The sequence below is a fragment of the Hyphomonas sp. KY3 genome (genome assembly GCF_017309975.1).
Taxonomy (GTDB): domain Bacteria; phylum Pseudomonadota; class Alphaproteobacteria; order Caulobacterales; family Hyphomonadaceae; genus Hyphomonas.
On record NZ_CP022271.1, the window covers coordinates 634,204 to 656,421 of the forward strand.

Consider the following 22,218-nt stretch of genomic DNA (forward strand, 5'->3'; position numbering starts at 1 on the left):
GTGAGTGAGGCGGGCTTCACGCAGCGACGCTCCAGAGCCCGGAGGCGGCGACTTCGTTCGCGAAGTCGGAAAAGTCCTTTGGCGGTCGGCCCAGGGCCCGTTCCACACCGTCACAGAGTTGGGCATTGCGGCCATCAAGTATGGTGGAGAATAGGTAGTCGAGCAGCCAGATCATGTCTTCCGGAGCGCCAGCCTGGCGAAACTCTTGAAGAAATTCATTAGCAGGCACACGGACGAAACTGATCTTGCGGCCGGTTGCGCGTGACAATTCGCTGGCCAGTTCGTCAAACGTCATCAGTCGGGGACCGGTCACTTCGTAGACTTCGCCAATATGTCCGGTCTCGGTGAGAGCCGCGACGGCCACGTCGGCAATATCCTCGGCATCCACGAACGGTTCCGGCACATGTCCAGCCGGCAGTGTGATGTCACCAGACAGGACCAGCGGCAGGAAATCGCCTTCGGAGAAATTCTGATTGAACCAGCTGGCGCGCACAATGGTCCAGTCGAGACCGCTTTCCTGCACGATGCGCTCGCAGGCCTGGGCGTCTGGCTCGCCGCGTCCAGACAGCAGGACGAGATGCTGCACGCCCTGCGCTTTTGCGCGTTCGACAAGGTGCCGGATCGCTTGCTTGGCGGCAGGCACGGCGAGGTCAGGCGTGTAGCTGATATATACCGCGCTCATGCCAGCCAGCACGGCGTCCCAGCCGGACGGCTCATCCCAATCGAAGGCGGGCGAGCCGGACCTTGATCCGACCCGGGTATCAATACCCCGCTCGCGCAACCGGCCGACAATCCGACGACCGGTCTTTCCGGTGCCACCCAATACGAGCACAGGCCCGCGATGCGTTGTCTGGTTATGAAGGTGCTGTGTCATGTTCAATCTCCTTTGCTTGACACGGTGTAAAGTTGACATGGCGTCAAGTGCCTATAGATTGACATCATGTCAAGTGAGAATCTCGAAACCCGCGAAAAAATCATGCGCGCTACATGGAAATTGCTGGAGGAATCTGGCGGGTCCGGCGTACGCATGAGCGATATCGCCAAGGCTGCGGGCATCAGCCGCCAGGCCGTCTATCTTCATTTCCCGACACGCGCGGACCTGCTGACCGGGACGGCGCGCTATATGGACGAAGTCCGAAACATAGACGAACGTCTTGCGGCGAGCCGTAAGGCCAAAGGAACGGACCGTCTGGATTTGTGGGTAGAGGCGTGGGGGAACTATATTCCGGAAATTCACGGAGTGGGACGCGCCTTGATCGCCATGCGAGACACCGACGACGCCGCTGCGGCTGCCTGGAATGACCGAATGCAAGCCGTACGGCATGGATGTGAAGCCGCTGTGATGGCGCTCAAGTCCGCAGACCGGCTGATGGCCGACTATTCAGTCGAACAGGCAACGGATTTGCTCTGGGCGCTGTTGTCAGTCGAAGTGTGGGAAAAGCTGCGGTTCGAATGCGGATGGTCGCAGGCCGTCTATATTACGGCTGTTCAGAAAATGGCGCGCGACAGTCTGGTGTCCTGATCAGATCAGTCCGGCTGATTTCAGGCTGGTGACGCCGCCCGTGCCGGCAATCAGATGATCGTGCACGGTGATGTCGAATGGATCGAGTGCATCAATGATCTCGCGGGTAATGTCGATGTCTGCGCGCGACGGTGTGGGGTCACCTGACGGATGATTGTGCACCAGAATGAGCGCTGATGCATGCAACTCCAGCGCGCGGCGGGCGACCTCACGCGTATAGACGGGCGCATGGTCGACCGTGCCATGTCCCATGATTTCGTCGGCGATCAACTGGTTTTTCCGATCCAGGAACAGGATGCGGAACTGTTCGCGCTTTTCGTGCTGGAGTTCGGTGCGAACATAATCGATGAGCGCCGACCAGGAGGAAATGGCGGGCTTCTTCTGGATCGTCTCTCTGGACGCCCGGGCGTTGAGTTCCGCAATGGCCTTGAGATACGCCGCGACTGTCTCGCCGACACCGTTGACCTTGATGAGGTCGGATGTCGGGGCAGCGAGGATGGCCGACAGACTGCCAAAGCGGGCTTCCAACGCTTTCGCGATGGGTTTGACATCCCGGCGCGGGATGAAGGCCATGAGCAAGACTTCGAGCACTTCGTAATTGCTCAGCGCGGTTGCGCCGCGCGTCAGCAGTTTGCCTCGCAATCGGTCGCGATGACCTTTCCAGTGGGGTTCTTCGGAGGACGTGCTCATTATGGTTGAAAAACCATGAAATGACGTTTCGATAAAGTGACTTAGATCACGTGGCCCCAGATTGAACTTGAGAATTGTGTGGTCGCAGATAGACTTCCCCGAGGGACAATCCGTGGGAGAATGAAACATGTTGAATAAAATCGCGCTTTGCAGCGCTGGCTTGCTGGCGCTGTCTGCTTGCATGACCCAGCCGAAAGACCATGACCATCGCGGTGTTTCAGCAGATCATGTTCACGCGCATCCCGACAAACTTGTCGTTGCGGGAGCAGGGGAGGCCATCGAGAACCCGTTCCATCCTGTCCGACTATTGCTGTCGTCCGAAGAATCGTCGGGCGATGTGACAGTATACGAATTTGAACTGCCTCCGCGCAGCCCTGGGTCACCGCCACATACCCATACGCGCGAGGATGAGTATTTCTACGTCGTGTCCGGTGCGCTCAGTGTCATGTCGGGCGACGAGATCCTGTCGCTTTATCCGGGCGACTTCGCTGCGTTGAACCGGGGCAACACGCACATGTTCTGGAATGGCAGCGATGAGACCACGAGGCTGATCATGACCACCACCGGTGGGTCTTTTGAAGGTTTCATGAATGATGCCGGTCCGCGCATTGCGGAGGCCAAGCCGGATTCAGCCGAAGCAGCAGGCGCTGTAATCGGCCAGCTTGCAGCCGAATACGGGATCACGATTGCGATGGAGAAGATGCCTCCGGAAGCCGCGCCAATCTATATGCCGCCGCCGCCCGAAGAATAGCGCCCGCTAAAGCTGGACCTTGTGAGGCTGGTGCCAGCCTTTCGGGGATGTGCTGAAGATTTCAACACCATCCTCGGTCACGCCGACAGAATGTTCGTACTGCGCCGACAGCTGGCGGTCCCGAGTCACGGCCGTCCAGCCATCTGGCAGGATCGCAGCGTCCTTGCGGCCCAGGTTCAGCATCGGCTCGACCGTGAAGAACATGCCGGGCTTCAGTTCCGGGCCGGTATTGTAATCCGATGAGTGGACGACGTTTGGCTCGTCATGGAACAGGCGTCCCAGGCCGTGGCCGCAGAAGTCCTCTACGACCGACATGCGATTCAGCCGGGCAATTTCGGAGATCGCGCCGCCAATGTCGCCAAAGCGCTTGCCGGGGCGGATCTGCGCGATGCCGGCCATGAGCGCATCATAGGTCACATCCATCAGGCGCTCGGCCTTCCGCTTCACATTGCCGACGCCATACATGCGCGAATGGTCGCCATGCCAGCCATCAATGATCAGGGTGACGTCGATATTGGCAATATCGCCTTCCTTCAGCGGCTTGGCGCTGGGGATACCGTGACAGATGACATGGTTGAGTGAAATGCAACTGGCATGGCGGTAGCCGCGATAGCCGATCGTTGCGGAGGTTGCGCCATGATCCATGACGAATTCCCGCACCAGATTGTCGAGATGTTCGGTGGTCACGCCGGGCTTCACTTCCGGCACCAGCATATCGAGGCATTCAGCCACGAGACCTCCTGCCTTGCGCATACCTGCGAAGCCTTCGGCATCGTGAATGCGAATTTCGCCCGTGCGCATCGGCAGCAGGAGGGAAGTGTCAGTCATCAATCGGGGCCTTTCAGGGGCGGAAATACCTGTATCTGCCCCCTAGATAGCAATTTGCCCGGCTAAGTTCCACCTTCAGGCCTGCCAAACAGTATCAGACTCAGGCCCCATCCGTCTTGTCGCGCTTTTCAGCGGCCGCTTCGGCAGACTCTGCAGCGCGTTTCAGTTCTTCGCGCCGCTCGTCATTAAACCGTCCGGGCTCCTGGTAAATCTCGCGCGTGCCTTCCTCGCTGACCGCTTCCGCGGTGCGGGATTTCAGTCGGCCCCGGCTGACCCCCCAGATCAGGGCGATCAGCAAGAGCAGCGCGCCTACGCCATATAAGAGTTCCGGTGCCATGGGTCTTGATCCTCTGAAAGGGTTACTGGAGCTGGGTGCCAAGCGTGATGTCGATGGCGCCGAGGGCGACCGACATCGGGCAGCCGTTCTTGGCCTTCTCGGCGATGGCGTCAAAATCATCCTGTTCGATGCCTTCAACCACGGCCGTAAGCGTCAAGGCGCTGCGCGTGATTTCGAATCCGCCACCCTCTTTCGGCACGACCGACACGATGCATTTCGTATCCAGGTCGGTGGCAGGTGTTCCGTTCTCGGCCAGCAGGTGGGAGAGCTGCATGGTGAAACAGCCCGCATGTGCGGCGGCGAGCAATTCTTCCGGATTAGTACCCGACGTGCCGCTCTCATCTTCAAATCGCGCCTTGAAGGAGTAGGCGTGATCGGACAGCGCGCCGCTCTGCGTCGTGAGCGAGCCTTTGCCGTCCGCGAGGTTTCCGGACCAATGGGCTGTTGCATGACGTTTCATGGCGTGTCCTTTCAATCAATTGGGTATTGAAAAATGCAATGCGCGCAGCCTCAATACGTTCCCGCTTGTCTCTCCTAAATGCATTGGTCATGGTCTGGTCCTGCGGGAAGAAAAGGAATGCGCGCAATGCTCAAATTGGAAGCCTGTCGTCGGTGTCTCACCGGGTTTGCCTTCGCCTTGACGGCGCTGTCTCTCGCGGCGCTGCCCGCAATGGCGGAACAGAATGAGGTAGCAGACTGGCCGCCTCTCGCTCCTGCCGGGTCCGCCACGGCGTTCAACTCGGATGGACTGCATGCGCTCGACGAACGCCTGCAGAAGTTCGTCTCGGACGGGCATGTCGTGGGCCTTCAGGCCCTGCTCGTTAAAGATGGTGAGGTTGCTCATTATGGTCAGTACGGTGTGAGGGATGTTGAAACATCGACACCCGTGCAACCGGGCACGCTGTACCGGATCTATTCCATGACCAAGCCGATCACAGGCGTTGCCCTGATGCAGCTCCATGAAGATGGCAAGTTTGACCTCGACGATCCGATCACAAAATACATCCCTGAATTTGAAGCGCTGAAAGTGCTGGCGGGCGAGCATGAAGACGGAACACCGATCCTGAAAGACCCATCGCGCCCCGCGACCATGCGGGAACTGATGAGTCACTCGGCCGGTTTCGCTTACGGCCTTGGTGGAGATGATTATGCCAATGCCCAGTTTCGGGAGCAGAATGTTCTCAAATCGCCTGACCCGCAGACCTTCATCGACAAGGTCGCAGGTATCCCCTTGCTGCATGAGCCGGGGCAAATCTGGTACTATTCGGTCTCGGTCGACATTCAGGGTTACCTGGTAGAAAAATTCTCGGGATTGTCTCTTGGCGAATACCTCAAGGAAAATGTCCTCACGCCGCTGGGCATGGATGATACCGGATTTTATGTTCCCGAAGCGGAGTATGATCGGCTATCCGACGTCGTGTATTATGCCTCCGAGCGGGATCGGTTCGAGCCATTCTACACCGAGACTGTTCAGTTCAGGCAGTCCACCATCGCCTTCGAATCGGGGGGCGGCGGGCTCGTGTCCACGATCGACGACTATGCCCGGTTCTGCCAGATGATGCTCAATGGTGGCATGCTGGACGGCCATCGTATTCTGCAGGAGGACACGGTGGCCCTGATGCGGACAAACCAGTTGCCGCCAAATGCAGGCGTGGAATTTGATGGCACGCAGCGAAGTGTCTTCACGCCGAAGCGTCGCGATTTCGGCATCGACTTCGCCATCATTTCTGATCCGGTCGCCATGGACAGCCCAGCCGGTACCGGCACTTATTATTGGGGCGGAGCTGCTGGGACATGGTTCTGGATCGATCCGGAGAATGATCTATTCTTTATCGGCATGATCCAGCGCTTCGGCGCACGACCCGGGGAGCCGGCGGGTTTTCGTGAGGAATCGATGCGGCTCGTCTATGAGGCGCTTGAAGAATAAGCCAGTCTGGGCAAAGTGTCTTTATGACAAAAGAATCTCCCACGGCAGCCGTCCTCCTGATCGGGGACGAGTTGCTCTCCGGTCGGACGCGCGACATCAATCTGCAACAGATTGCTTCCTATCTTGCGCCGCTCGGTATTCCCGTCCGGGAGACCCGGATCGTGCCCGACGTGGAAGACGAGATTGTCGAGGCCGTGAATTCGCTGCGCGCAAAATACACCTATGTCTTCACAACGGGCGGCATTGGTCCGACACATGATGACATCACGGCTGATGCCATCGCCAAGGCGTTCGGGGTGGAGATTTCAGAACATCCCGAAGTCACGGCTATGCTGGCCCAACGCTATGAGGCAATGGGCACAGACTACACGCCAGCCCGTCGGCGCATGGCGCGTATTCCGCATGGCGCCCAGATCGTGGCCAATCCCGTGTCCGGGGCGCCGGGCTTCCAGACCGGGAATGTCTTTACCCTGGCGGGTGTTCCGTCGGTTGCGCGCGGCATGCTGGAAGATATCGGGCCGAGGCTGGAGACAGGCGCAGTCATTCACAAGGTCACGATACGGGGCAGGGGCTTGCGCGAAGGTGACATTGCCGAACCGCTGGGCGTGCTGGCCAAGGAGATGCCGGACGTCGCACTCGGTTCCTATCCCTGGTTTCGTGGCATTGGTGACAATGGTGTCCACCTGGTTGCCAGCACGATACAGGAAAGCCTTATCCCCATGATTACTGACAAGCTGGAAGCGATCATCTCTGCGACGGGCGTCCAGCCGGAGCGGGTCGAGGACGCAAACGCATGAGTTTTCTGGCGCGCACCCCCGCGATCCTTATCAGCTTCGTTTCGATGCTGGTGATTGGTGCAGGCTTCGGTCTGTGTCGGCCAATGGTGGGCGGGGCATTTCTCGACATGACCTCCGATCCGGAGATGAGTCGAACGATCATCGCCACGATGAGTGACGCCCAACGTGCCGCCCATGCCTGGGTGACGGTGTTGCTGGATACGGCGTATCCCCTGGCTTATGGGGGCTTCCTCGGCGGACTGGCCCTGCGCTTCTTTGGCGGCATGGGAAAGTACGCAGCGCTACCAGCGTTCGGGGTCGTGATCGCCGACCTGACTGAGAACATGGTTCAGGTGCTGGCCTTGGCGGGATGGGTCGACGCGCTTGATGCCAAGGCGTGGCTGACGCCCCTCAAATTTGGCCTGTTCTTCCTTGCGGCCGGAATCGCCGTGATTGCTCTCGTGATCGGCATTGTGAATCTGGTTCGCAAGCGCCGGGCCTGATCCCTTCCAAAACCGCCCTAACGTCAAGCATGGTCCTCCCCGCTTGTCCTCGCTAAGAGAGGCAAACAGGAAAATTGGAGGATCCCATGGCGGAAGACATCGTAAAGGTCGAATTGGACGGACCGGTTGCGCTCGTAACACTGAACCGGCCCGACGCGCTGAATGCGCTGAACCGAGCCCTGCGCGCCGAGATCGTCAGCGTCTTCAACGAGCTGAAAGAGAACAAGGATGTCCGCGCGGTTGTGCTGACTGGTGCCGGGCGGGCCTTCACCGCCGGGATCGACCTGAAGGAGGCCGGCCAGACCGGTTTCGCCCTGGGCGCTGACGAAGATTCCAAGTCCATAGATATGGCGCGCGCACTGGCCGATTATCCCTGGCCAATCATCGGCGCGATCAACGGCTTTGCAATCACCGGCGGGTTCGAACTGGCGCTGATGTGCGACGTGCTGCTGGCCTCTGAACATGCCAAGTTTGCCGATACACATGCCCGCGTCGGCATCGTGCCGGGCTGGGGCCTCTCACAGAAGCTGTCGCGCATGATTGGTATCAGCCGAGCCAAGGAGCTGTCTTTCTCCGGTAACTTCCTCGATGCCCACACCGCGGAACGTTGGGGACTTGTGAACCGTGTTTACGAATCCGACGAACTCGTGCCGGCTGCCATGAAGCTGGCGCACGACATGTGCAGTTCCCAGCCGGACCTGCTCAAGCAATACAAGGCGCTGATCGATGATGGCTATGGCATGAATTTCGCCGCCGCGATGAAGGAAGAAGTCAAACGCTCCATTGCTCATGCCGAATCTGTGACGGCAGACGCTGTGGAAGAGGCTCGCAAACAGGTCACCGCGCGTGGCCGGGACCAGCAGGAGTAGAGCACCATGAGAGACGTAGTCATTTGCGAACCCGTCCGCACCGCCGTTGGCGGCTTTGGCGGCGCCTTCAAGACCGTGCATGCGCACGAGATGGCATCACATGTAATCCGTGAGCTGATGGTAAAGACAAAGCTGCCCGCCGAGGCGGTGGAAGACTGTATCTTCGCGCAATGTTATCCGACCATGGAAGCCCCGGCCTTTGGGCGCATGGTGGCACTGGATGCCGGGCTAACAACTTCGACCGGTGGCTACCAGATCGACCGGCGCTGTGGCTCCGGCCTGCAGGCGGTGATCAATGCCGTGATGCAGGTGGCAACCGGCGCAAATGACGTTGTCATCGCGGGCGGGGCGGAGAGCATGTCGAATGCGCCCTTCTTCTCCATCGATATGCGGTGGAACATCAAGGGCGACGGCCTGATGCTGCATGATGGCCTGTCACGCGGTCGCTATACAGCCGGCGGCAAGAACCATCCCGTGCCGGGTGGCATGATCGAGACGGCGGAGAATTTGCGCCGTGATTATCAGATCACGCGCGACGCGCAGGATCAGTTCGCTTACAATTCGCACATGAAAGCGGCTGCGGCCCAGAAGTCGGGCAAGTTCTCTGAGGAGATCATTCCGTACACCGTGAAAGGTCGCAAGGCCGATACGGTCGTGGACCAGGATGAGCACATTCGCCCGGATTCCTCTCTGGAGAAGCTGTCCACGCTGCGCGCGATCCGGGGCAAGGTGGACGATCAGTCGACGGTGACCGCTGGCAATGCGTCCGGCCAGAATGATGGCGCGGCAGCCTGCATCGTCTGTACGCGCGAGGCGGCAGAGAAACATGGCCTCAAGCCGCTTGGGCGATTGGTTTCATGGTCGGTTGCAGGCGTTGGGCCTGAAGTCATGGGAATTGGGCCGGTGCCGTCCAGCCAGAAGGCCCTCAAGACGGCAGGTCTTGAACTGAAGGACATCGACGTCATCGAGCTGAATGAAGCCTTCGCGGCGCAGGTGCTTGCCTGCACCAAGGCGCTTGAATTCTCCGAGGACGACATGGAGCGGCTGAACGTGAACGGCTCCGGCATCTCGCTCGGACATCCGGTCGGCGCGACCGGCGTGCGCATCCTGACCACGATGCTCCGGGAAATGGAGCGCCGCGAGGCGCGCTATGGCTTGGAGACCATGTGCATCGGGGGCGGGCAGGGGCTCGCAGCCGTGTTCGAGCGGGTCAGCTAGAACACATCTTCAGCCGGTGGCCGTGTGTTCAGCGCAACGGCCACCGCGATAATGAAGAAGACGACGCCGAGCAGATAACACAGGGTGCTGGCAATATGGACCATTCCCATTGTCTGAGCCGTACTGCTGACATCATGCGTTCCGAGGATGACCTGCTGCCGTAGAACTTGTCCGTTGATTTGCGCGGCGTGACCGAACAGCGCTGCACCGAGGTGAAGCGCGCCAAATACGCTGGCCGCCGTTGAAGGCCGGACCCGCAGGATGAGCAAATGCACGAGACCAAACGCCACCGCAGACAATCCTGACAGGACGCCTTGCGGCAGGGTGGATGCCAGCATAGCGGTTCTGGCGAACCTGCTCATGTCTGGCTCGATAAACGCAGGAATGGCTGTGGCCGTCACTATCATCAGAGCAGCCGAGATGAACCAGAGTGTCGGGAGGCTGTTTTTCAACGCGCAGGTCGTCCTTCTTTCTGCTGGTTTCAACGATGAAATCTAGCATCCCCCGTAAAATACCGTTATGTCCAGCATCGGCCATGCGGGCGTGGCGAAATTGGTATACGCAAGGGACTTAAAATCCCTCGGCCGCAAGGCCTTGCCGGTTCGAGCCCGGCCGCCCGCACCATGCCATCATGTTTGGTCGACTCTTATGATCGAGACAGAACGCGCAGGTCGCGTCCTTGGTACACGGCTTGCATGTTTCTCGCCCAAGAGGAGAAATGACATGTACCCAGCCATTCTGTCCTGCCGCCGCCCGAAACTACAGGTCCTGCGCCTGTCGGGGGCCTGCCTGCCGACGCCTGCAGCACCGGTTTCATTCCCAAAACGCATAGAGCCTATTTCGGCTTTCGGGGAACAAAAGGACAATCTCGATCATATCTAGAGGGCAACACGCAGAGAATTCACAAGGACAAGCCCTCATGTTTCGCGCCCTTATTGCCTCCACTGCCCTCGGCCTGATGGCCCTGCCTGCCTTCGCCGGCCCGGAAGCGGAGGCCGTAATCGAAGGCGCCGCAAAGCATATTGCCGACCCTCAGAAGGGCCGCGAGACGCTGCGCCAGTCCATGGACCTGGATACAGTCGCCAATTTCACCCTCGGGAAATATGCCCGCCGCGTCACGGATCAGGAACGCAGCAGGTTCGCGGACGCCTTCGAAACCTATCTGTTGAGCAGCTTCGAAGACCAGCGTGAAAAATTCCGCGATGCAGAGATCACGGTTACCGGATCAAAGGATCGCACGCCGACAGATTCCATCGTGGAAACGCGAGTCGTTCGCCCCGGCGAGGCGCCTCAGACAGTGCGCTGGCGTGTTATTGAAAAGAATGGCGACTGGCGTGTCGTGGATGTCGAAGTGCTGGGCCTGTGGCTCGCCATCGAACAGCGTGCCCAGATCGCGGCTATCATGGACCGTCCGCGCGCCACGATTGATGATGCGATCAACGCCCTCAATTCCTGACCTGGAATCTGGTCAGGCGGCTTCGTCGACCACAGCTTCTTCCTCATCGGACTTGTCCTGACGGTCTGACGCGTCGCCGATCGTGAACAGGTCGGCCTCGCGGCTGAGCCAATCTGCCAGTTCTTTGTCGGGTACGCCCAGGACTCTCAGCATATCCGCGACCATCTCAATTCCCTTGGGCTCTCCAGCCACGAGGTGCGCGCGTATGTTCAGTTCGAGATATCGGTCGAGATCATGGATGGTTTCGACAGCCACGAGTCGGACCAGGTCTGGGAAGCGGCGATTGATGCTGGGCGTGACTTCCTTGGACACTTCATAACGCGCTTTTCCAAGCACGACCGCGCGCGCATTGCTGCCCCCCACAGCTTCGATCAGCTTCATGTTGGCGGCATCTCCGAACGAGACATTGTATCCATCTGCGACCGCAGACAGAAAGCGGTCGGGATCTCCGTCAGTCGCGATATAGGGGATGTCAAAGTCGATCAGAGCGTCGACGGCCAGTCGCCCGGCGGCAGACATGCCAATGACGATGACAGGCCGCTCGCCAGCAGGTTCGCCTGATGTTTCCATCGTGACCTGCTTGCGCCGCGCCAATTCGCGCGAGAGCTTGCCTCCGAGCATGGCCCAACTCGGTGCCAGCGCCAGAGAGAGTGCAATGGCGGCGATCAGGCTGCCCATGAGGGCAGGGGGCATATTGGCAGTGATTGAGGCCAATGAGAGGATGACGAGTGTGAATTCCGACCCCTGTGCCAACAATGTAGCGAGCTGGGTAGCGCCGGGCACACTCCAGCCATTCATGCGGGCGGCGATATAGCCGAGCGCAGTCTTGACCGTCAGGATGCCAAACGCGCCGATCACGACGAGCGGCAGGTTTCTCAGCAGGCCCGGCAAGTCAATCGACAGGCCGACACTGATGAAAAAGAAGGACAGGAGCAGCCCGCGAAATGGTCCCATTTCCGTTTGCACCTGGTGGCGAAACGGTGTGCCGGACACGGCCAGGCCTGCCAGGAATGCGCCCAGGGTCAGCGAAAGTCCGATCATGGCAGTCGCGCAGGCGGCCGCCAGCACAAGCAGCAGTGTGAAAGCCGTAAAGGCTTCGTCATTGCGGGTGGCTGCCAGCGTCCGGAAAACCGGGTTCAGCAGGTAGCGTGAAAACAGCATGGCTGCGCCGAAAGCGATCAGGGCCTGCACAAAGGCCAGCAACAATCCAGCCGCCAGCGGGACTGCACCGCCATTCAGGAGATATTCTGACAGAAGGCCCGCAAGGCCGGCGGCGGTCTCTCCTTCCCCAAGCGACGTGGCGAAGATCATCAGGAAGATGGCGACAATATCCTGAAAGATCAGGACATGTGTGGCCGTGCGCCCGATCGGACACGAGTTCTGCTCGCGCTCTGTCAGGATCCGCGCAACGACCGCTGTAGACGAAAGGCCAAGACTGAGGCCTACCGCGATCGCAATCGGCCAGGATATGCCCAGCATATAGAGCGCGCCTGCACTGATCAGGCCTGTCAGCAACAGATGGACAGGGGCAAGGCCGAGCAGGTCACCACGGCTTTCTTTCAGTTCGCGGAGCGAGACATGCATGCCGATATCGAAGAGCAGGAAGACCACGCCGAGCTCGGCCAGCAAATGCGTGCCGCCACTCTCATGGATCAGGTTCAGCATGCCCGGACCGATCAGAATTCCCGCGAGGAGGTAGCCAACGATGGGGCTGAGATTGAGCGCCCGGGACACCAGGGCGGCTGCCGCGCCGAACCCCAACAGGGTGATTGCGGGAACGAGCGCGCCCACGGCGTCGGCAGGGCTCATTTCAGCGGCCATGGGGGAGCTCTTTCTTCTGGGTGGAGTCGAACTCCCAACTTAAGGAGGATTGCGCAAAAATAAAGGCCGCCAGCTCTCGAGGGAACCGGCGGCCTTCACCAGACTGCACGCGAAGGAGGGCAATGTCTCGCGCACAGTTTGTGAAGAATATCCGAGCGCTAGAGGCTCTTTGCGAGAGTCAGGACAATGCGCTCGTCGGCGATGTCCGTACCGTCGATGTCGGTATCCCAGTAACGCAGGTCCACATCGATGCCGATTGGCAGCGAGTAGGTGCCACCAAGCGACCAGTTGGTGTAGTCGCCGCCACCATCGAAGGAGTAGTTGCCGACGGATACGTCAGCTGCGAAAGCGTCGGTGAAGGCATACCCCGCAGAGCCTTCAACATAGACGCTCTCATTGTCTGGATCCCAGTAGACGGCGCCGCCTACTTCAACTCCGCCTTCGAAAGCATAACCCAGAGCGGCCTGCAGTTCGACGAAGTCGAGGTCTTCATCATCCGAGTCCGGATAGGAATAATAGATGACGCCGAGATCCCAGGAGACGCCGTTCGAGAATTCGCTGGCGACGCCGGCGTAGAGGTCGAGCTCTACATTGGAGTCAGAACCGTCTTCGAAGTCGATATTCGATGCCCATGTACCCGCATAGAATATACCGTTCGCATAGTCGAAGCCGCCGGAGATGGCCATGTCCTCATTGGACTGGGAGACGCCACGCCAGACATAGTCTGTGCTGAGAGCGACGTTACCGGACCATTCTCCCTCGGCAGCTGCCGTGCCAGCCACTGCCAGCATTGCTGCAAGTGCTACCCCTGCGCGGAAAAGCTGTTGTTTCATGTTTTAGTACCCCGTTGTTGAATCGCGCTGTTGCCAGCGCCAAAACCACGATGACGCGGCTTTATCCGGGATCAGAAACAAAAATATGGAGGTTGCGGGACGGCAACCGGAACGCCAGAATTTTGTGCACGCAGGCGCGACAATGCCTTAGGCTTGTGCGCTCTGGTTTTGGTCACCGTGCGGTCAACGGCGCGTACCCAAGATGTGTGCCAGCATCGACCAAAAGCGTCTCTCCCGTCACGTGTCGAGAGGCATCGGTCAGGAAGAAAAGGGCCGAATCTGCAATATCGTCGGGCCCGCTGGCCACGTTGAGCGGTGTCGCGGCCGCAACGGAGGCTTCCATGCGCTGATACTGCTCTTCATCCATCTTGTCCTTGAACCAGCGCGTGCCGATAAAGCCCGGACAAATCGCATTTACCCGAATCTCCGGGGCCAGTGCGCGGGCCAGCGACAGGGTCATCGTGTTGAGCGCGCCCTTGGTCGCCGCATAGGCCACCGATGAGCCGATACCCGTAACACCCGCGATGGAGGATGTGTTCAGCACAGCAGCGGCGCGACCAGTTTGACGGTGACTTTCAATGAGCAGGGGTTTGCAGGCCTGCATCATCAGAAAGGGACCGGCGACATTGACTGCGTAGAGGTCCAGGAAGTCTTCGCGGGTCAGGGCGTCCAGATCGGAATGGTCGCGCGCGTGTTTGGTCGTGCCGGCATTGTTGACGAGAATGTCCAGCCGCCCGGCCTGGGCCGCAGCCTCGGCCAGTTTACGACAGCCTTCATCCGTCGACACGTCAGCCTGAACAAGGCGCGACTGCGAACCGAGCGCCTGACAGTCCGCTGCGGTCGCTTCGCCCTCCGCGACGGATCTGGCGCAATTGATGATCACATCAGCGCCGCGCTCGGCAAGTTTCAAGGCGATTGACCGTCCCAATCCTGTGGCTGAACCGGTTACGATCGCCTTGCGCCCGGCGAGGTCTTTTGGCTGTGTCATCGCGTTTTCTCCCGTAATTTTCATATGTGTCTGGGCTGGAATGTACGGGGCGTTGAACAATGGTGGCAACAGGTTTCACCGAATTGGTCAAGAAAGCTGAAACCCGTCATTGGTACCCGTCGCTGCCTATACCGGAGACAGCAACCCATGGTCAGGTCGGCCAGTATCATTCAACGCATTCAGGCCGTCTCGCGACGATCACGCGAGGATATGCGGCAGGTCGCGCAGGAAATGTGCTCACGCGGGCCGCAATCTGATGCCGAGGCTCAGGCTCTGTTCGACTTCAATGCGCGAATGAGGGGAGCGGACCCTGACTGGGACAGCCGGTTTGTTCGGGTGATGGCGCGTTATGTGCTTGCCCGCGATACCGCCAATGGGGCGTTGACGCCAGCCAATCTCGATTGGCTACAGGAGCGGGTCGCGATCGGGGACAGGCTGCGCAATCGCAATCTGGCAGGCCTGTTCATGCGGCTGCTGCGCAAAGCCAGCGGGACGCCGGATGGGTTCGGTTTGATTGTGTTATCCCATTTATGCGACCAGATGATCCTGGATAATCAGGCAGATGCAACATCCGTGGGGAACGTCGCTGAAACGCTTCTGCTTTCGGGCCCGGAGCATGCGCCCTGGGTCAGCCGGGCTGAGGCAGCGATCCTCTTCCACACACAGGAGAGCATAGAGGGCAGCGAGAACGACCCGTCGTGGAACTTCCTGTTTGCACGGGCCATCGGGAACCATTTGGTCGCCCGCGCGCATCCCAATCCCCACACGGAACGCCATGCGCTCAACCGCAAGCATTGGCTTGACCCGAACGATCCCAATCCCGGCAAGTTTGTCGGGTGTCTTGCGCTGGGATTCGACAAGGGAAGCTGGTTCGAGCAAATGGGTAGGGAAGCGGAAAGGGCGAGCCTGGCCCGCCGAACTGCCAGCCTCGCCGCGAAATCAAAGCCTGCCCAGCCGCCACCTCGTACTGGCTGGTGGCGCAAGAGCCCGCCACCGAACCCGGTCACCACGGCGAGCAATACCCTGGTTGACTTCCTCAACCGTGAAGCGCCAGGTTTGCTGGCCGGATTGGTCGTCGCGGCACGCTAAAACGGAGGATTTCGCCATGCTCTTGCTCAATCTGATTGTGGCGGGAGCGCTGGTGGCGATTACGTTTGCCATCCACTTCGCGGGACTGGTGGCCCTGTCTGCGGTGATCCGCAAGCGCGACGTGCCGCACGTGAACCTGTCGACCGTGGTCGGGCAGGGGCTCGCCATCTTCTTTGTCCTGCTCAGCCTGTTTGCCATCCATTCGATCGAGATCTGGGTGTTCACGCTGACCTATCTGGCGCTGGGTACGTTTCCGGATGTCGAAACAGCCGTCTATTTTTCTACCTCGACCTTTTCCACAGTGGGATATGGCGATGTGCTGATCGACAAGGACTGGCGCATGCTGGCGGCAGCAGAATCCGTCATTGGTTTCCTGCTGCTCGGCTGGTCGACGGCATTCCTTGTCTCGATTTCTGCTCGGGTGCGCAACTTCGAGGCGCGCATCGAGCAGTTGGATGACAAGGACTAGGCCGGTTCCACGTCCTGCTTCATGAAGAAGCGCGCCCCGGCTACGGCCAGGCCCACCAGAACCAGTCCGCCAATCACCAGCGTTTCCGGTTTCGCGCCGAGATACTCGAAATATTGCGTGTAGCCATGGATCGTCAGGAACACGATTGAGGTTATCGACAGGAAGCTGTTCCGGCGTGCCGTAAAGATCATGGCGACGAGCGCGCCAATCCAGCCCAAGGTGAAGACATGGTCGGGGATGGCAATGGCAGCTTCACGCCATTCCGACCGGTCCGACCAGCGCTGCGGCGCAAACCAGTGTTCGCCAATCCGGTCACCCCAGAGCGAACCCACCCAAAAGGCAAAATTTACCATGAACATGGCCGTGCGTGCTGCGACGGTGACCAGATTGTTCCATGCGTCTGACAGGGTATTGCGGGCACGATAGAGACCCAGGGCGAGCAGGCCGAAGACAAGGATCGTGATGGTCGGTTCTTCGACGAACAGGGCGTAGCTGGCATGCCAGTAGCCTGTGCCAGAACCAAGAATGGCACCGAGGGACAAGACTGCAAACGCTGCCAGAAGTGCCGAACGGAACCACAGCGCTGCCGCGGTCATGACCAGTGCGATCAGTACGGTGGGCACCGTGCCATCATCCACTTCCCGGAATTCCCATCCGATCCAGCCTGCCACGCCAAGTGTACCCATAAGCGTTAGCGCCATGCCGAGGGTTTTCAGGGAATTTCCACGTGCGCTGCGGCGCAGGAATTCCGCGCCGCCCAACGCGACAAGTGCCAGAACGAGACCGGTTATGGCGTTCGGCACAAGTGCGATCGTGCCGCCGGCGACCGAGATGGCTCCGAAAATCAGCAGAATGTTTATCAGCACACCATTCCTGCGATCAGGCAGGGCGAAACCCTGCAAGCGCGCGGCTTCGGAGGAGTCGATCTGGCCATTGGCCAGCAGGGCATCGAGGTCGAGTATGATCCGGGACATGAGAACTATCTCCATAAATAGTGAGCGCTTACTAACATATCTGCGGCATCGTGGCAACCGACTTCCCCTATGGGAATTGTGGACATCGGCTTTCGGGCGGCTTAGTGCAGTCGCTGAAAGACTTTACATTGGATCGAGGCAGCATGTTCAAAAAGATTCTGATCGCCAACCGGGGGGAAATTGCAGTTCGGGTCATCAAGACCTGTCGACGGCTGGGCGTACAGACAGTGGTGGTCTATTCAGACGCCGATGCGGATTCCATGGCCGTCGAGATGGCCGACGAGACTGTCTATATTGGTGCGTCACCTGCGTCAGAATCTTATCTGGTTGCCGACAAGATCATTGATGCGGTTCGCCAGACCGGTGCAGAGGCGATCCATCCTGGCTTCGGTTTCCTGTCAGAAAACCCTGTGTTCGCCAAACGGCTTGAAGAAGAGGGGATCGGCTGGATCGGCCCGAACGCCTACGCCATTGAAGCGATGGGCGACAAGATCAGCTCCAAGAAGCTGGCTGCCGAGGCCGGCGTGTCGACCGTGCCAGGCCATATGGGTCTGATCGAAGACACCAAGGAAGCGGTGAAGATTTCCAAGGAAATCGGTTATCCGGTCATGATCAAGGCGTCCGCGGGCGGGGGCGGCAAGGGCATCCGGGTCGCGGCCAATGACAAGGAAGTCGAAGAGGGCTTCCCGGCCGTGAAGGCCGAGGCGAAAGCGTCCTTCGGGGACGACCGTGTCTTTATCGAGAAGTTCATTCTTGAGCCGCGCCATATCGAGATCCAGGTGCTTGGCGACAAGCATGGCAATTGTATCTACCTCGTTGAGCGCGAATGCTCGATCCAGCGCCGCAATCAGAAAGTCATCGAGGAAGCGCCATCGCCGCTGCTCGACCCGGAAACCCGCAAGAAGATGGGCGAACAAGCCGTGGCCCTGGCCAAGGCCGTGAACTATGACAGCGCCGGCACCGTGGAATTCGTGGCGTCTGGCGCCGACAAGGGCTTCTACTTCCTTGAAATGAACACGCGTCTCCAAGTGGAGCATCCGGTGACCGAGATGATCACCGGTGTTGATCTGGTCGAACAGATGCTGCGGGTCGCTTATGGCGAGACGCTGAAGCTCAAACAGTCCGATATCAAGATCAATGGCTGGGCCGTGGAAAGCCGCGTCTATGCCGAAGACCCGTATCGCAACTTCCTGCCATCGATTGGTCGCCTGAAGCGTTTCCACGCGCCATCAGAAGGCGCGCTGGCTGGCGGTGAGGTGCGTATGGATTCCGGCGTCCGCGAGGGCGACGAAATCTCCATGTATTATGACCCGATGATCGCCAAGCTGATCACGCACGGCAAGGATCGCGACATCGCGCTCGACGTGCATGGCGAGGCGCTGGACCGGTTCCATATTGAAGGCATCCAGGACAACATGCCCTTCATCGCGGCCGTCATCGACGAAGAGCGGTTCCGCTCTGGCAATATCACGACCGCTTATATCAAGGACGAATTCCCGGACGGCTTTGACGGCGTGGAGCCGACCGAAGCGCAGGAAATCCAGCTGATCTGTTCTGCGGCCTATGTGCACGGCTTCTTCTCGCGCCGCGCTGCCGATACGAGCGGTCGCATGTCTCCGACGCCGGATGCGCGCCGCGACTGGATTGTCATTCTGGGCGACAAGCATCACCCCGTCACATTGGACCTCGGCGACGATGGCGAAGCCGAGATCACCATCAATGGGGGCAAGACGCACACGCTGGTCACCGGTTGGTATCCGGGCCAGCATCTGGTCGAAGGCCTGCTAGATGGGCAGCCCTTTGCCGTGAAGTTTGCTGACCGGACCGAAGGCTATCTGTTCCGTCATCGCGGCGTTGCCCTGCGCGCGCTGGTCTGCACGCCGAACGTGGCCGATTTGCACGCTCGCCTGCCGGAAAAGGAAAAGCCGGATACGTCCAAGCTGATCATTTCCCCCATGCCGGGCCTTGTCGTTTCGATGGATGTCGAGCTTGGACAGGAAGTGCAGGAAGGCGAAGCGGTCTGCGTGGTCGAGGCGATGAAGATGCAGAACATCATCCGCGCCGAAGCCAATGGCACTGTGAAGGCCATCAATGTCGGCGCTGGCGACAGTGTGGCCGCCGACGAGATCATGGTGGAGTTCGGCTAAGGTCGGCTCACGCCTGAACTATTAACCCTGCTCTAACCAAATCGACGCGGAATCCCGCCTCATGGGGCAGGGGGAGATTAACGAGTCATCCCTTGACCTTGCCGCTGATGCACCGAAAGTGCACCGGCCTTTCATGGTGAAAGCAATTCAAAGGGGGCCGAGATGGTCAGTTTTCCAGATGCAGTAAAAATGTTCTTTTCCCGCTATGTGGATTTTCAGGGTCGCTCACGCCGCTCGGAATACTGGTGGGTCGTACTCTTCAATTTGATCGTGTTCGGGGTCTTGGCGGCCCTCGCATTCGGCCTCGGCGGCAATTTCGAAACCGGTGAAATGAATCCGATCGGCATGATCTTCTTCGCGCTGATGGGTTTGTATGGCCTTGCCGTGATCATTCCGAGCATCGCACTCTTCATCCGCCGTCTTCACGATATCAACCAGACTGGCTGGATTTATCTCGGTCTCGTGATTGCCGGCTTCATCCCATTCATCAATTTCCTGGCAACGATTGCCCAGATTGTAATTGCCTGTATCCCCGGAACGGTTGGCCCGAACAAGTATGGACCAGACCCGAAAAATCCGATGGCTGGTACCGCAGACACCTTCGTGTAGGCGCTGGCGCAGCAATCGAAATCCAGAGGAGCCGGACAGTCGTCCGGCTCTTTTTTGTTGCAAGAGTTTATCGTTTATTGATAAGGACGCGTAGTGTTCGACATGGCCCTGCCGTGTGAGGACCCGGATCGAGGAGACTGAAATCTTATGGACATGAGATATGTCCTCTTGTCGTCAAAAGGCCGTATCGGGTCGCGCACATTCCTGCGCGGTCTGACAGTGATCACGGCCGCCTTCATGATCGTGCAAGTGGCAAACACGTTCATCTCGCCCATATTCGGTATTCTCGTTTATCCGATGGTCTATGTGTATGTCTGCCTGTTCTCCAAGCGACTGCACGATGCTGGCCATTCGGGCTGGTTCTATCTTCTGTTCCTGGCTGGCTACGGGATCGTGGGCAGCATCGTGAGCGCTCTGTTGATGCCCATCCTGTCACCGGTCGCGTTCGAGATGTATGCCCAATTCGGGAGCGACCTGTCCGGCGCGATGGATGCGTTGACTGAGAACATTCAGGAATTCGAGCGGCTGACCGCCCTGACCTCGCTAGCCAGCTTCCTGCTGACGACCGCATTGCTCGGCTTCATCGCCGCGCGCCTGCCTACCGATCTGGAAACGAACCGGTATGGCCCGCCGACATCCGGCACCCCAATGTCCAACACCTATTCCTGACCACTCCAGAGGACCCTGCCGGCATGACCCATCACACAATGACCCCCATCGATGCGCATCGCCCCTGGATCAGGGATGAGCGGGACGACCCGGCCCGGATGGACTGGTTTCAGACCCTGTTCAACCCGATGGGCATGACCGGAAAGCTGCATTTCAGCCGGGCGTGGACCTTCATGTTCATGGGGCGGGTGCTGCTATTCATCGTGCCGGTCTTTGTTGCCTTCATTGCCGGTCTTGCGGGCGCCGACATGTCAGGCGCGTGGCAGCCGGTCAAATCAGTCGGCATTCCGCTGCCAGCGCTGTTGTTGCCGTTCTTCTTCTTCACGATCATCACGGAGTTCACATCATGGGTGGCGCATGTGCGCCGCTTTGCGGAAGCGAACCGCTCGACGCTGAAGGCCGCCATCGTGCTTGTCCCACTCTTCCTTGGCTTGCTCGGATTTGCCGGAGGTGTGGTGTCAGGATCTGCGCAGTATCAGGCCCAGCAGGCAAAGGCGGCTCAGGCACAGACTGTCGCCGCAGAGGGCGGGGAGGCGGCAGAGACAGATGCTGCGGCACCGCAGGAAGCGCGTGGCCCGCGCCGTCCGGATGGACCGCCACCGACAGAGATGCAGATGGCAATGGGCGGCGGCATGGGCCTGGCCATGCCGCTTTGGGCGCTCTCGTCCTTTTTCGTCATGTTGTGGACCTTGCTGCATGTTGCGCGCCTGCCGAATGGTGGCGCTGGCCCGTTTCGCACAGGCAGTGATCTGACCCAGGAAGAACAGCGCCTGAAAGCTTACGAAACAGCCTAGACAGGTTCTCTGATCGGATCGGGAGCGCGTACCAGCCGACTTTCGAATACGGTCTCGAAAGCATCTTTCAGGGCCAGGTCGACATCATCCATTGCGGCAGGGATTCCGAGATCGACCAGGCTGGTCACGCCATAGCGCGGGTCTGCGATCCCGCAGGGTGTGATGCCAGAGAAATGTTCGAGGTCTGGTTCCACATTCAATGAAATACCGTGGAAGCTGACCCATTTCTTGAGGCGTACACCGATGGCGGCAATCTTGTCTTCGCGCAGTGTCCCGCCGGCTTTCGTGCGATCAACCCATACGCCGACGCGGCCGTCACGCGGGCCCGCCTCGACATTGAAAGCGGCAAGCGCCTTGATGATCCAGGTCTCCAGATTTTGCACAAAGGCGCGCACGTCCCGCCCCCGCAGGGCAACATCCAGCATCACATAGGCAACCCGCTGGCCGGGGCCATGATATGTATACTGGCCGCCGCGCCCGGCATCAAAGACAGGGAAGCGGGCCGGGTCACGCAGGTCGTCCGGCTTGGCAGAAGTGCCTGACGTGTAAAGCGGTGGATGCTCCAGGAACCAGACCAGTTCCGGCGCGCCATCCTCCCGGATCGCGCGGGCGCGCGCCTCCATGAATCGGACCGCATCCTTATAAGGAACCAGGCGGTCTGAAACGGCCCATTCTGTGTCGGGGAATTTCTGCATCACCGGGGGCATATAGGCGACATTCAGGGCTTCACAAAGTGCTGGTGTCGCCTTATACGGCCCGTCTGCCTCAATGAAGACCAGTGCGGTCATGGCGGAATTGGTAGACGCGCAGCGTTGAGGTCGCTGTGGGGCAACCCGTGGAGGTTCGAGTCCTCTTGACCGCACCATTCATTCACGGTGGCGCGTTGCGCCAAAAATCGATCGAGGATCGATTTTAGTGAATGAATGGAATCAAAGACTCATCCCCGCT

The 22,218-nt window shown here is 59.3% G+C and carries 26 protein-coding genes and 2 tRNA genes; 17 read left to right on the plus strand and 11 right to left on the minus strand.

Annotated features, from left to right (window positions below; all coding sequences use genetic code 11):
- Nucleotides 1-16: 16 nt before the first annotated feature.
- The gene (locus CFA77_RS03325) at nucleotides 17-874 is read right to left on the minus strand and encodes an NAD(P)H-binding protein (protein WP_206992245.1); all 858 of its coding nucleotides are present in this window, start codon (nucleotides 872-874) and stop codon (nucleotides 17-19) included.
- Nucleotides 875-940: 66 nt separating this feature from the next.
- On the opposite strand from CFA77_RS03325, the gene CFA77_RS03330 reads away from it, so the two are divergent.
- The gene (locus tag CFA77_RS03330; RefSeq protein ID WP_206992246.1) at nucleotides 941-1,522 is read left to right on the plus strand and encodes a TetR/AcrR family transcriptional regulator; all 582 of its coding nucleotides are present in this window, start codon (nucleotides 941-943) and stop codon (nucleotides 1,520-1,522) included.
- Here CFA77_RS03330 and radC read toward each other — a convergent pair whose 3' ends face one another.
- Complete coding sequence (gene radC / locus CFA77_RS03335) at nucleotides 1,523-2,212, minus strand: DNA repair protein RadC (protein WP_206992247.1); 690 nt, start codon at nucleotides 2,210-2,212, stop codon at nucleotides 1,523-1,525.
- A gap of 127 nt (nucleotides 2,213-2,339) precedes the next feature.
- Between radC and CFA77_RS03340 the strand changes: the two genes are divergently transcribed.
- Complete coding sequence (locus tag CFA77_RS03340) at nucleotides 2,340-2,963, plus strand: cupin domain-containing protein (protein ID WP_206992248.1); 624 nt, start codon at nucleotides 2,340-2,342, stop codon at nucleotides 2,961-2,963.
- Nucleotides 2,964-2,969: 6 nt separating this feature from the next.
- On the opposite strand, the gene map is transcribed toward CFA77_RS03340, so the two are convergent.
- From map to CFA77_RS03355, 3 genes are all read right to left on the minus strand, one after another.
- Nucleotides 2,970-3,791, minus strand: coding sequence for a type I methionyl aminopeptidase (gene map / locus CFA77_RS03345; RefSeq protein WP_206992249.1), 822 nt, complete (start codon nucleotides 3,789-3,791; stop codon nucleotides 2,970-2,972).
- Between the two features lie 100 nt (nucleotides 3,792-3,891).
- Nucleotides 3,892-4,128: a hypothetical protein gene (locus CFA77_RS03350; RefSeq protein ID WP_206992250.1), complete on the minus strand. Its 237-nt coding sequence runs from the start codon at nucleotides 4,126-4,128 to the stop codon at nucleotides 3,892-3,894.
- Between the two features lie 22 nt (nucleotides 4,129-4,150).
- A complete protein-coding gene (locus tag CFA77_RS03355) occupies nucleotides 4,151-4,588 on the minus strand; it encodes an OsmC family protein (RefSeq protein WP_206992251.1) in 438 nt (145 codons plus the stop codon).
- 126 nt (nucleotides 4,589-4,714) lie between these two features.
- Between CFA77_RS03355 and CFA77_RS03360 the strand changes: the two genes are divergently transcribed.
- The 5 genes from CFA77_RS03360 to CFA77_RS03380 all read left to right on the plus strand — a co-directional run bounded on the left by CFA77_RS03360 (nucleotide 4,715) and on the right by CFA77_RS03380 (nucleotide 9,421).
- Nucleotides 4,715-6,055, plus strand: coding sequence for a serine hydrolase (locus CFA77_RS03360; protein ID WP_206992252.1), 1,341 nt, complete (start codon nucleotides 4,715-4,717; stop codon nucleotides 6,053-6,055).
- A 23-nt stretch (nucleotides 6,056-6,078) separates the two neighbouring features.
- Nucleotides 6,079-6,852 carry a molybdopterin-binding protein gene (locus CFA77_RS03365; RefSeq protein WP_034816615.1) on the plus strand — a complete coding sequence of 258 codons (774 nt, stop codon included), beginning with the start codon at nucleotides 6,079-6,081 and terminating at the stop codon, nucleotides 6,850-6,852.
- On the plus strand, nucleotides 6,849-7,334 hold the full coding sequence (locus tag CFA77_RS03370) for a hypothetical protein (protein WP_206992253.1): 486 nt from the start codon (nucleotides 6,849-6,851) through the stop codon (nucleotides 7,332-7,334). The genes CFA77_RS03365 and CFA77_RS03370 overlap by 4 nt, the downstream gene beginning before the upstream one ends.
- 86 nt (nucleotides 7,335-7,420) lie before the next feature.
- Nucleotides 7,421-8,203, plus strand: coding sequence for an enoyl-CoA hydratase (locus CFA77_RS03375; RefSeq protein WP_206992254.1), 783 nt, complete (start codon nucleotides 7,421-7,423; stop codon nucleotides 8,201-8,203).
- Nucleotides 8,204-8,209: 6 nt separating this feature from the next.
- Nucleotides 8,210-9,421 carry an acetyl-CoA C-acetyltransferase gene (locus tag CFA77_RS03380; RefSeq protein ID WP_206992255.1) on the plus strand — a complete coding sequence of 404 codons (1,212 nt, stop codon included), beginning with the start codon at nucleotides 8,210-8,212 and terminating at the stop codon, nucleotides 9,419-9,421.
- Here CFA77_RS03380 and CFA77_RS03385 read toward each other — a convergent pair.
- On the minus strand, nucleotides 9,418-9,873 hold the full coding sequence (locus tag CFA77_RS03385) for a hypothetical protein (protein WP_206992256.1): 456 nt from the start codon (nucleotides 9,871-9,873) through the stop codon (nucleotides 9,418-9,420). The two genes, CFA77_RS03380 and CFA77_RS03385, sit on opposite strands and share 4 nt — an antisense overlap.
- Nucleotides 9,874-9,958: 85 nt before the next feature.
- On the opposite strand from CFA77_RS03385, the gene CFA77_RS03390 reads away from it, so the two are divergent.
- From CFA77_RS03390 to CFA77_RS03400, 3 genes are all read left to right on the plus strand, one after another.
- Nucleotides 9,959-10,045, plus strand: a tRNA-Leu gene (locus CFA77_RS03390).
- A 99-nt stretch (nucleotides 10,046-10,144) separates the two neighbouring features.
- Entirely contained in the window at nucleotides 10,145-10,303 is a 159-nt protein-coding gene (locus CFA77_RS03395; protein ID WP_206992257.1) for a hypothetical protein, read from the plus strand.
- 37 nt (nucleotides 10,304-10,340) lie between these two features.
- Nucleotides 10,341-10,877 (plus strand): phospholipid-binding protein MlaC, encoded by a 537-nt coding sequence (locus CFA77_RS03400; RefSeq protein WP_206992258.1) that lies wholly within the window; start codon nucleotides 10,341-10,343, stop codon nucleotides 10,875-10,877.
- A gap of 12 nt (nucleotides 10,878-10,889) precedes the next feature.
- Here CFA77_RS03400 and CFA77_RS03405 read toward each other — a convergent pair whose 3' ends face one another.
- From CFA77_RS03405 to CFA77_RS03415, 3 genes are all read right to left on the minus strand, one after another.
- Nucleotides 10,890-12,698 carry a cation:proton antiporter gene (locus tag CFA77_RS03405; RefSeq protein ID WP_206992259.1) on the minus strand — a complete coding sequence of 603 codons (1,809 nt, stop codon included), beginning with the start codon at nucleotides 12,696-12,698 and terminating at the stop codon, nucleotides 10,890-10,892.
- Nucleotides 12,699-12,856: 158 nt separating this feature from the next.
- Nucleotides 12,857-13,531: a TorF family putative porin gene (locus CFA77_RS03410; RefSeq protein ID WP_034816626.1), complete on the minus strand. Its 675-nt coding sequence runs from the start codon at nucleotides 13,529-13,531 to the stop codon at nucleotides 12,857-12,859.
- Nucleotides 13,532-13,703: 172 nt separating this feature from the next.
- Nucleotides 13,704-14,519 (minus strand): SDR family NAD(P)-dependent oxidoreductase, encoded by an 816-nt coding sequence (locus CFA77_RS03415; RefSeq protein ID WP_206992260.1) that lies wholly within the window; start codon nucleotides 14,517-14,519, stop codon nucleotides 13,704-13,706.
- A 147-nt stretch (nucleotides 14,520-14,666) separates the two neighbouring features.
- Here CFA77_RS03415 and CFA77_RS03420 point away from each other — a divergent pair, with 147 nt between their 5' ends.
- Complete coding sequence (locus tag CFA77_RS03420; protein WP_206992261.1) at nucleotides 14,667-15,608, plus strand: hypothetical protein; 942 nt, start codon at nucleotides 14,667-14,669, stop codon at nucleotides 15,606-15,608.
- A 16-nt stretch (nucleotides 15,609-15,624) separates the two neighbouring features.
- Nucleotides 15,625-16,077: an ion channel gene (locus CFA77_RS03425; RefSeq protein WP_206992262.1), complete on the plus strand. Its 453-nt coding sequence runs from the start codon at nucleotides 15,625-15,627 to the stop codon at nucleotides 16,075-16,077.
- Here the strand turns inward: CFA77_RS03425 and CFA77_RS03430 are convergent.
- Entirely contained in the window at nucleotides 16,074-17,051 is a 978-nt protein-coding gene (locus tag CFA77_RS03430; RefSeq protein ID WP_206992263.1) for a hypothetical protein, read from the minus strand. The genes CFA77_RS03425 and CFA77_RS03430 overlap by 4 nt on opposite strands.
- Nucleotides 17,052-17,194: 143 nt before the next feature.
- Between CFA77_RS03430 and CFA77_RS03435 the strand changes: the two genes are divergently transcribed.
- The 4 genes from CFA77_RS03435 to CFA77_RS03450 all read left to right on the plus strand — a co-directional run bounded on the left by CFA77_RS03435 (nucleotide 17,195) and on the right by CFA77_RS03450 (nucleotide 21,270).
- Nucleotides 17,195-19,198 (plus strand): acetyl/propionyl/methylcrotonyl-CoA carboxylase subunit alpha, encoded by a 2,004-nt coding sequence (locus tag CFA77_RS03435; protein WP_206992264.1) that lies wholly within the window; start codon nucleotides 17,195-17,197, stop codon nucleotides 19,196-19,198.
- A gap of 162 nt (nucleotides 19,199-19,360) precedes the next feature.
- Complete coding sequence (locus CFA77_RS03440; protein WP_242517468.1) at nucleotides 19,361-19,807, plus strand: DUF805 domain-containing protein; 447 nt, start codon at nucleotides 19,361-19,363, stop codon at nucleotides 19,805-19,807.
- 153 nt (nucleotides 19,808-19,960) lie between these two features.
- Nucleotides 19,961-20,476, plus strand: a complete 516-nt coding sequence (locus CFA77_RS03445) for a DUF805 domain-containing protein (protein WP_206992265.1) — start codon at nucleotides 19,961-19,963, stop codon at nucleotides 20,474-20,476.
- 23 nt (nucleotides 20,477-20,499) lie between these two features.
- The gene (locus CFA77_RS03450) at nucleotides 20,500-21,270 is read left to right on the plus strand and encodes a hypothetical protein (RefSeq protein WP_206992266.1); all 771 of its coding nucleotides are present in this window, start codon (nucleotides 20,500-20,502) and stop codon (nucleotides 21,268-21,270) included.
- Here the strand turns inward: CFA77_RS03450 and lipB are convergent.
- Nucleotides 21,267-21,965 carry a lipoyl(octanoyl) transferase LipB gene (lipB, locus tag CFA77_RS03455; protein WP_206993158.1) on the minus strand — a complete coding sequence of 233 codons (699 nt, stop codon included), beginning with the start codon at nucleotides 21,963-21,965 and terminating at the stop codon, nucleotides 21,267-21,269. The genes CFA77_RS03450 and lipB overlap by 4 nt on opposite strands.
- A gap of 85 nt (nucleotides 21,966-22,050) precedes the next feature.
- On the opposite strand from lipB, the gene CFA77_RS03460 reads away from it, so the two are divergent.
- Nucleotides 22,051-22,135, plus strand: a tRNA-Leu gene (locus tag CFA77_RS03460).
- The last annotated feature ends 83 nt before the right edge of the window (nucleotides 22,136-22,218 follow it).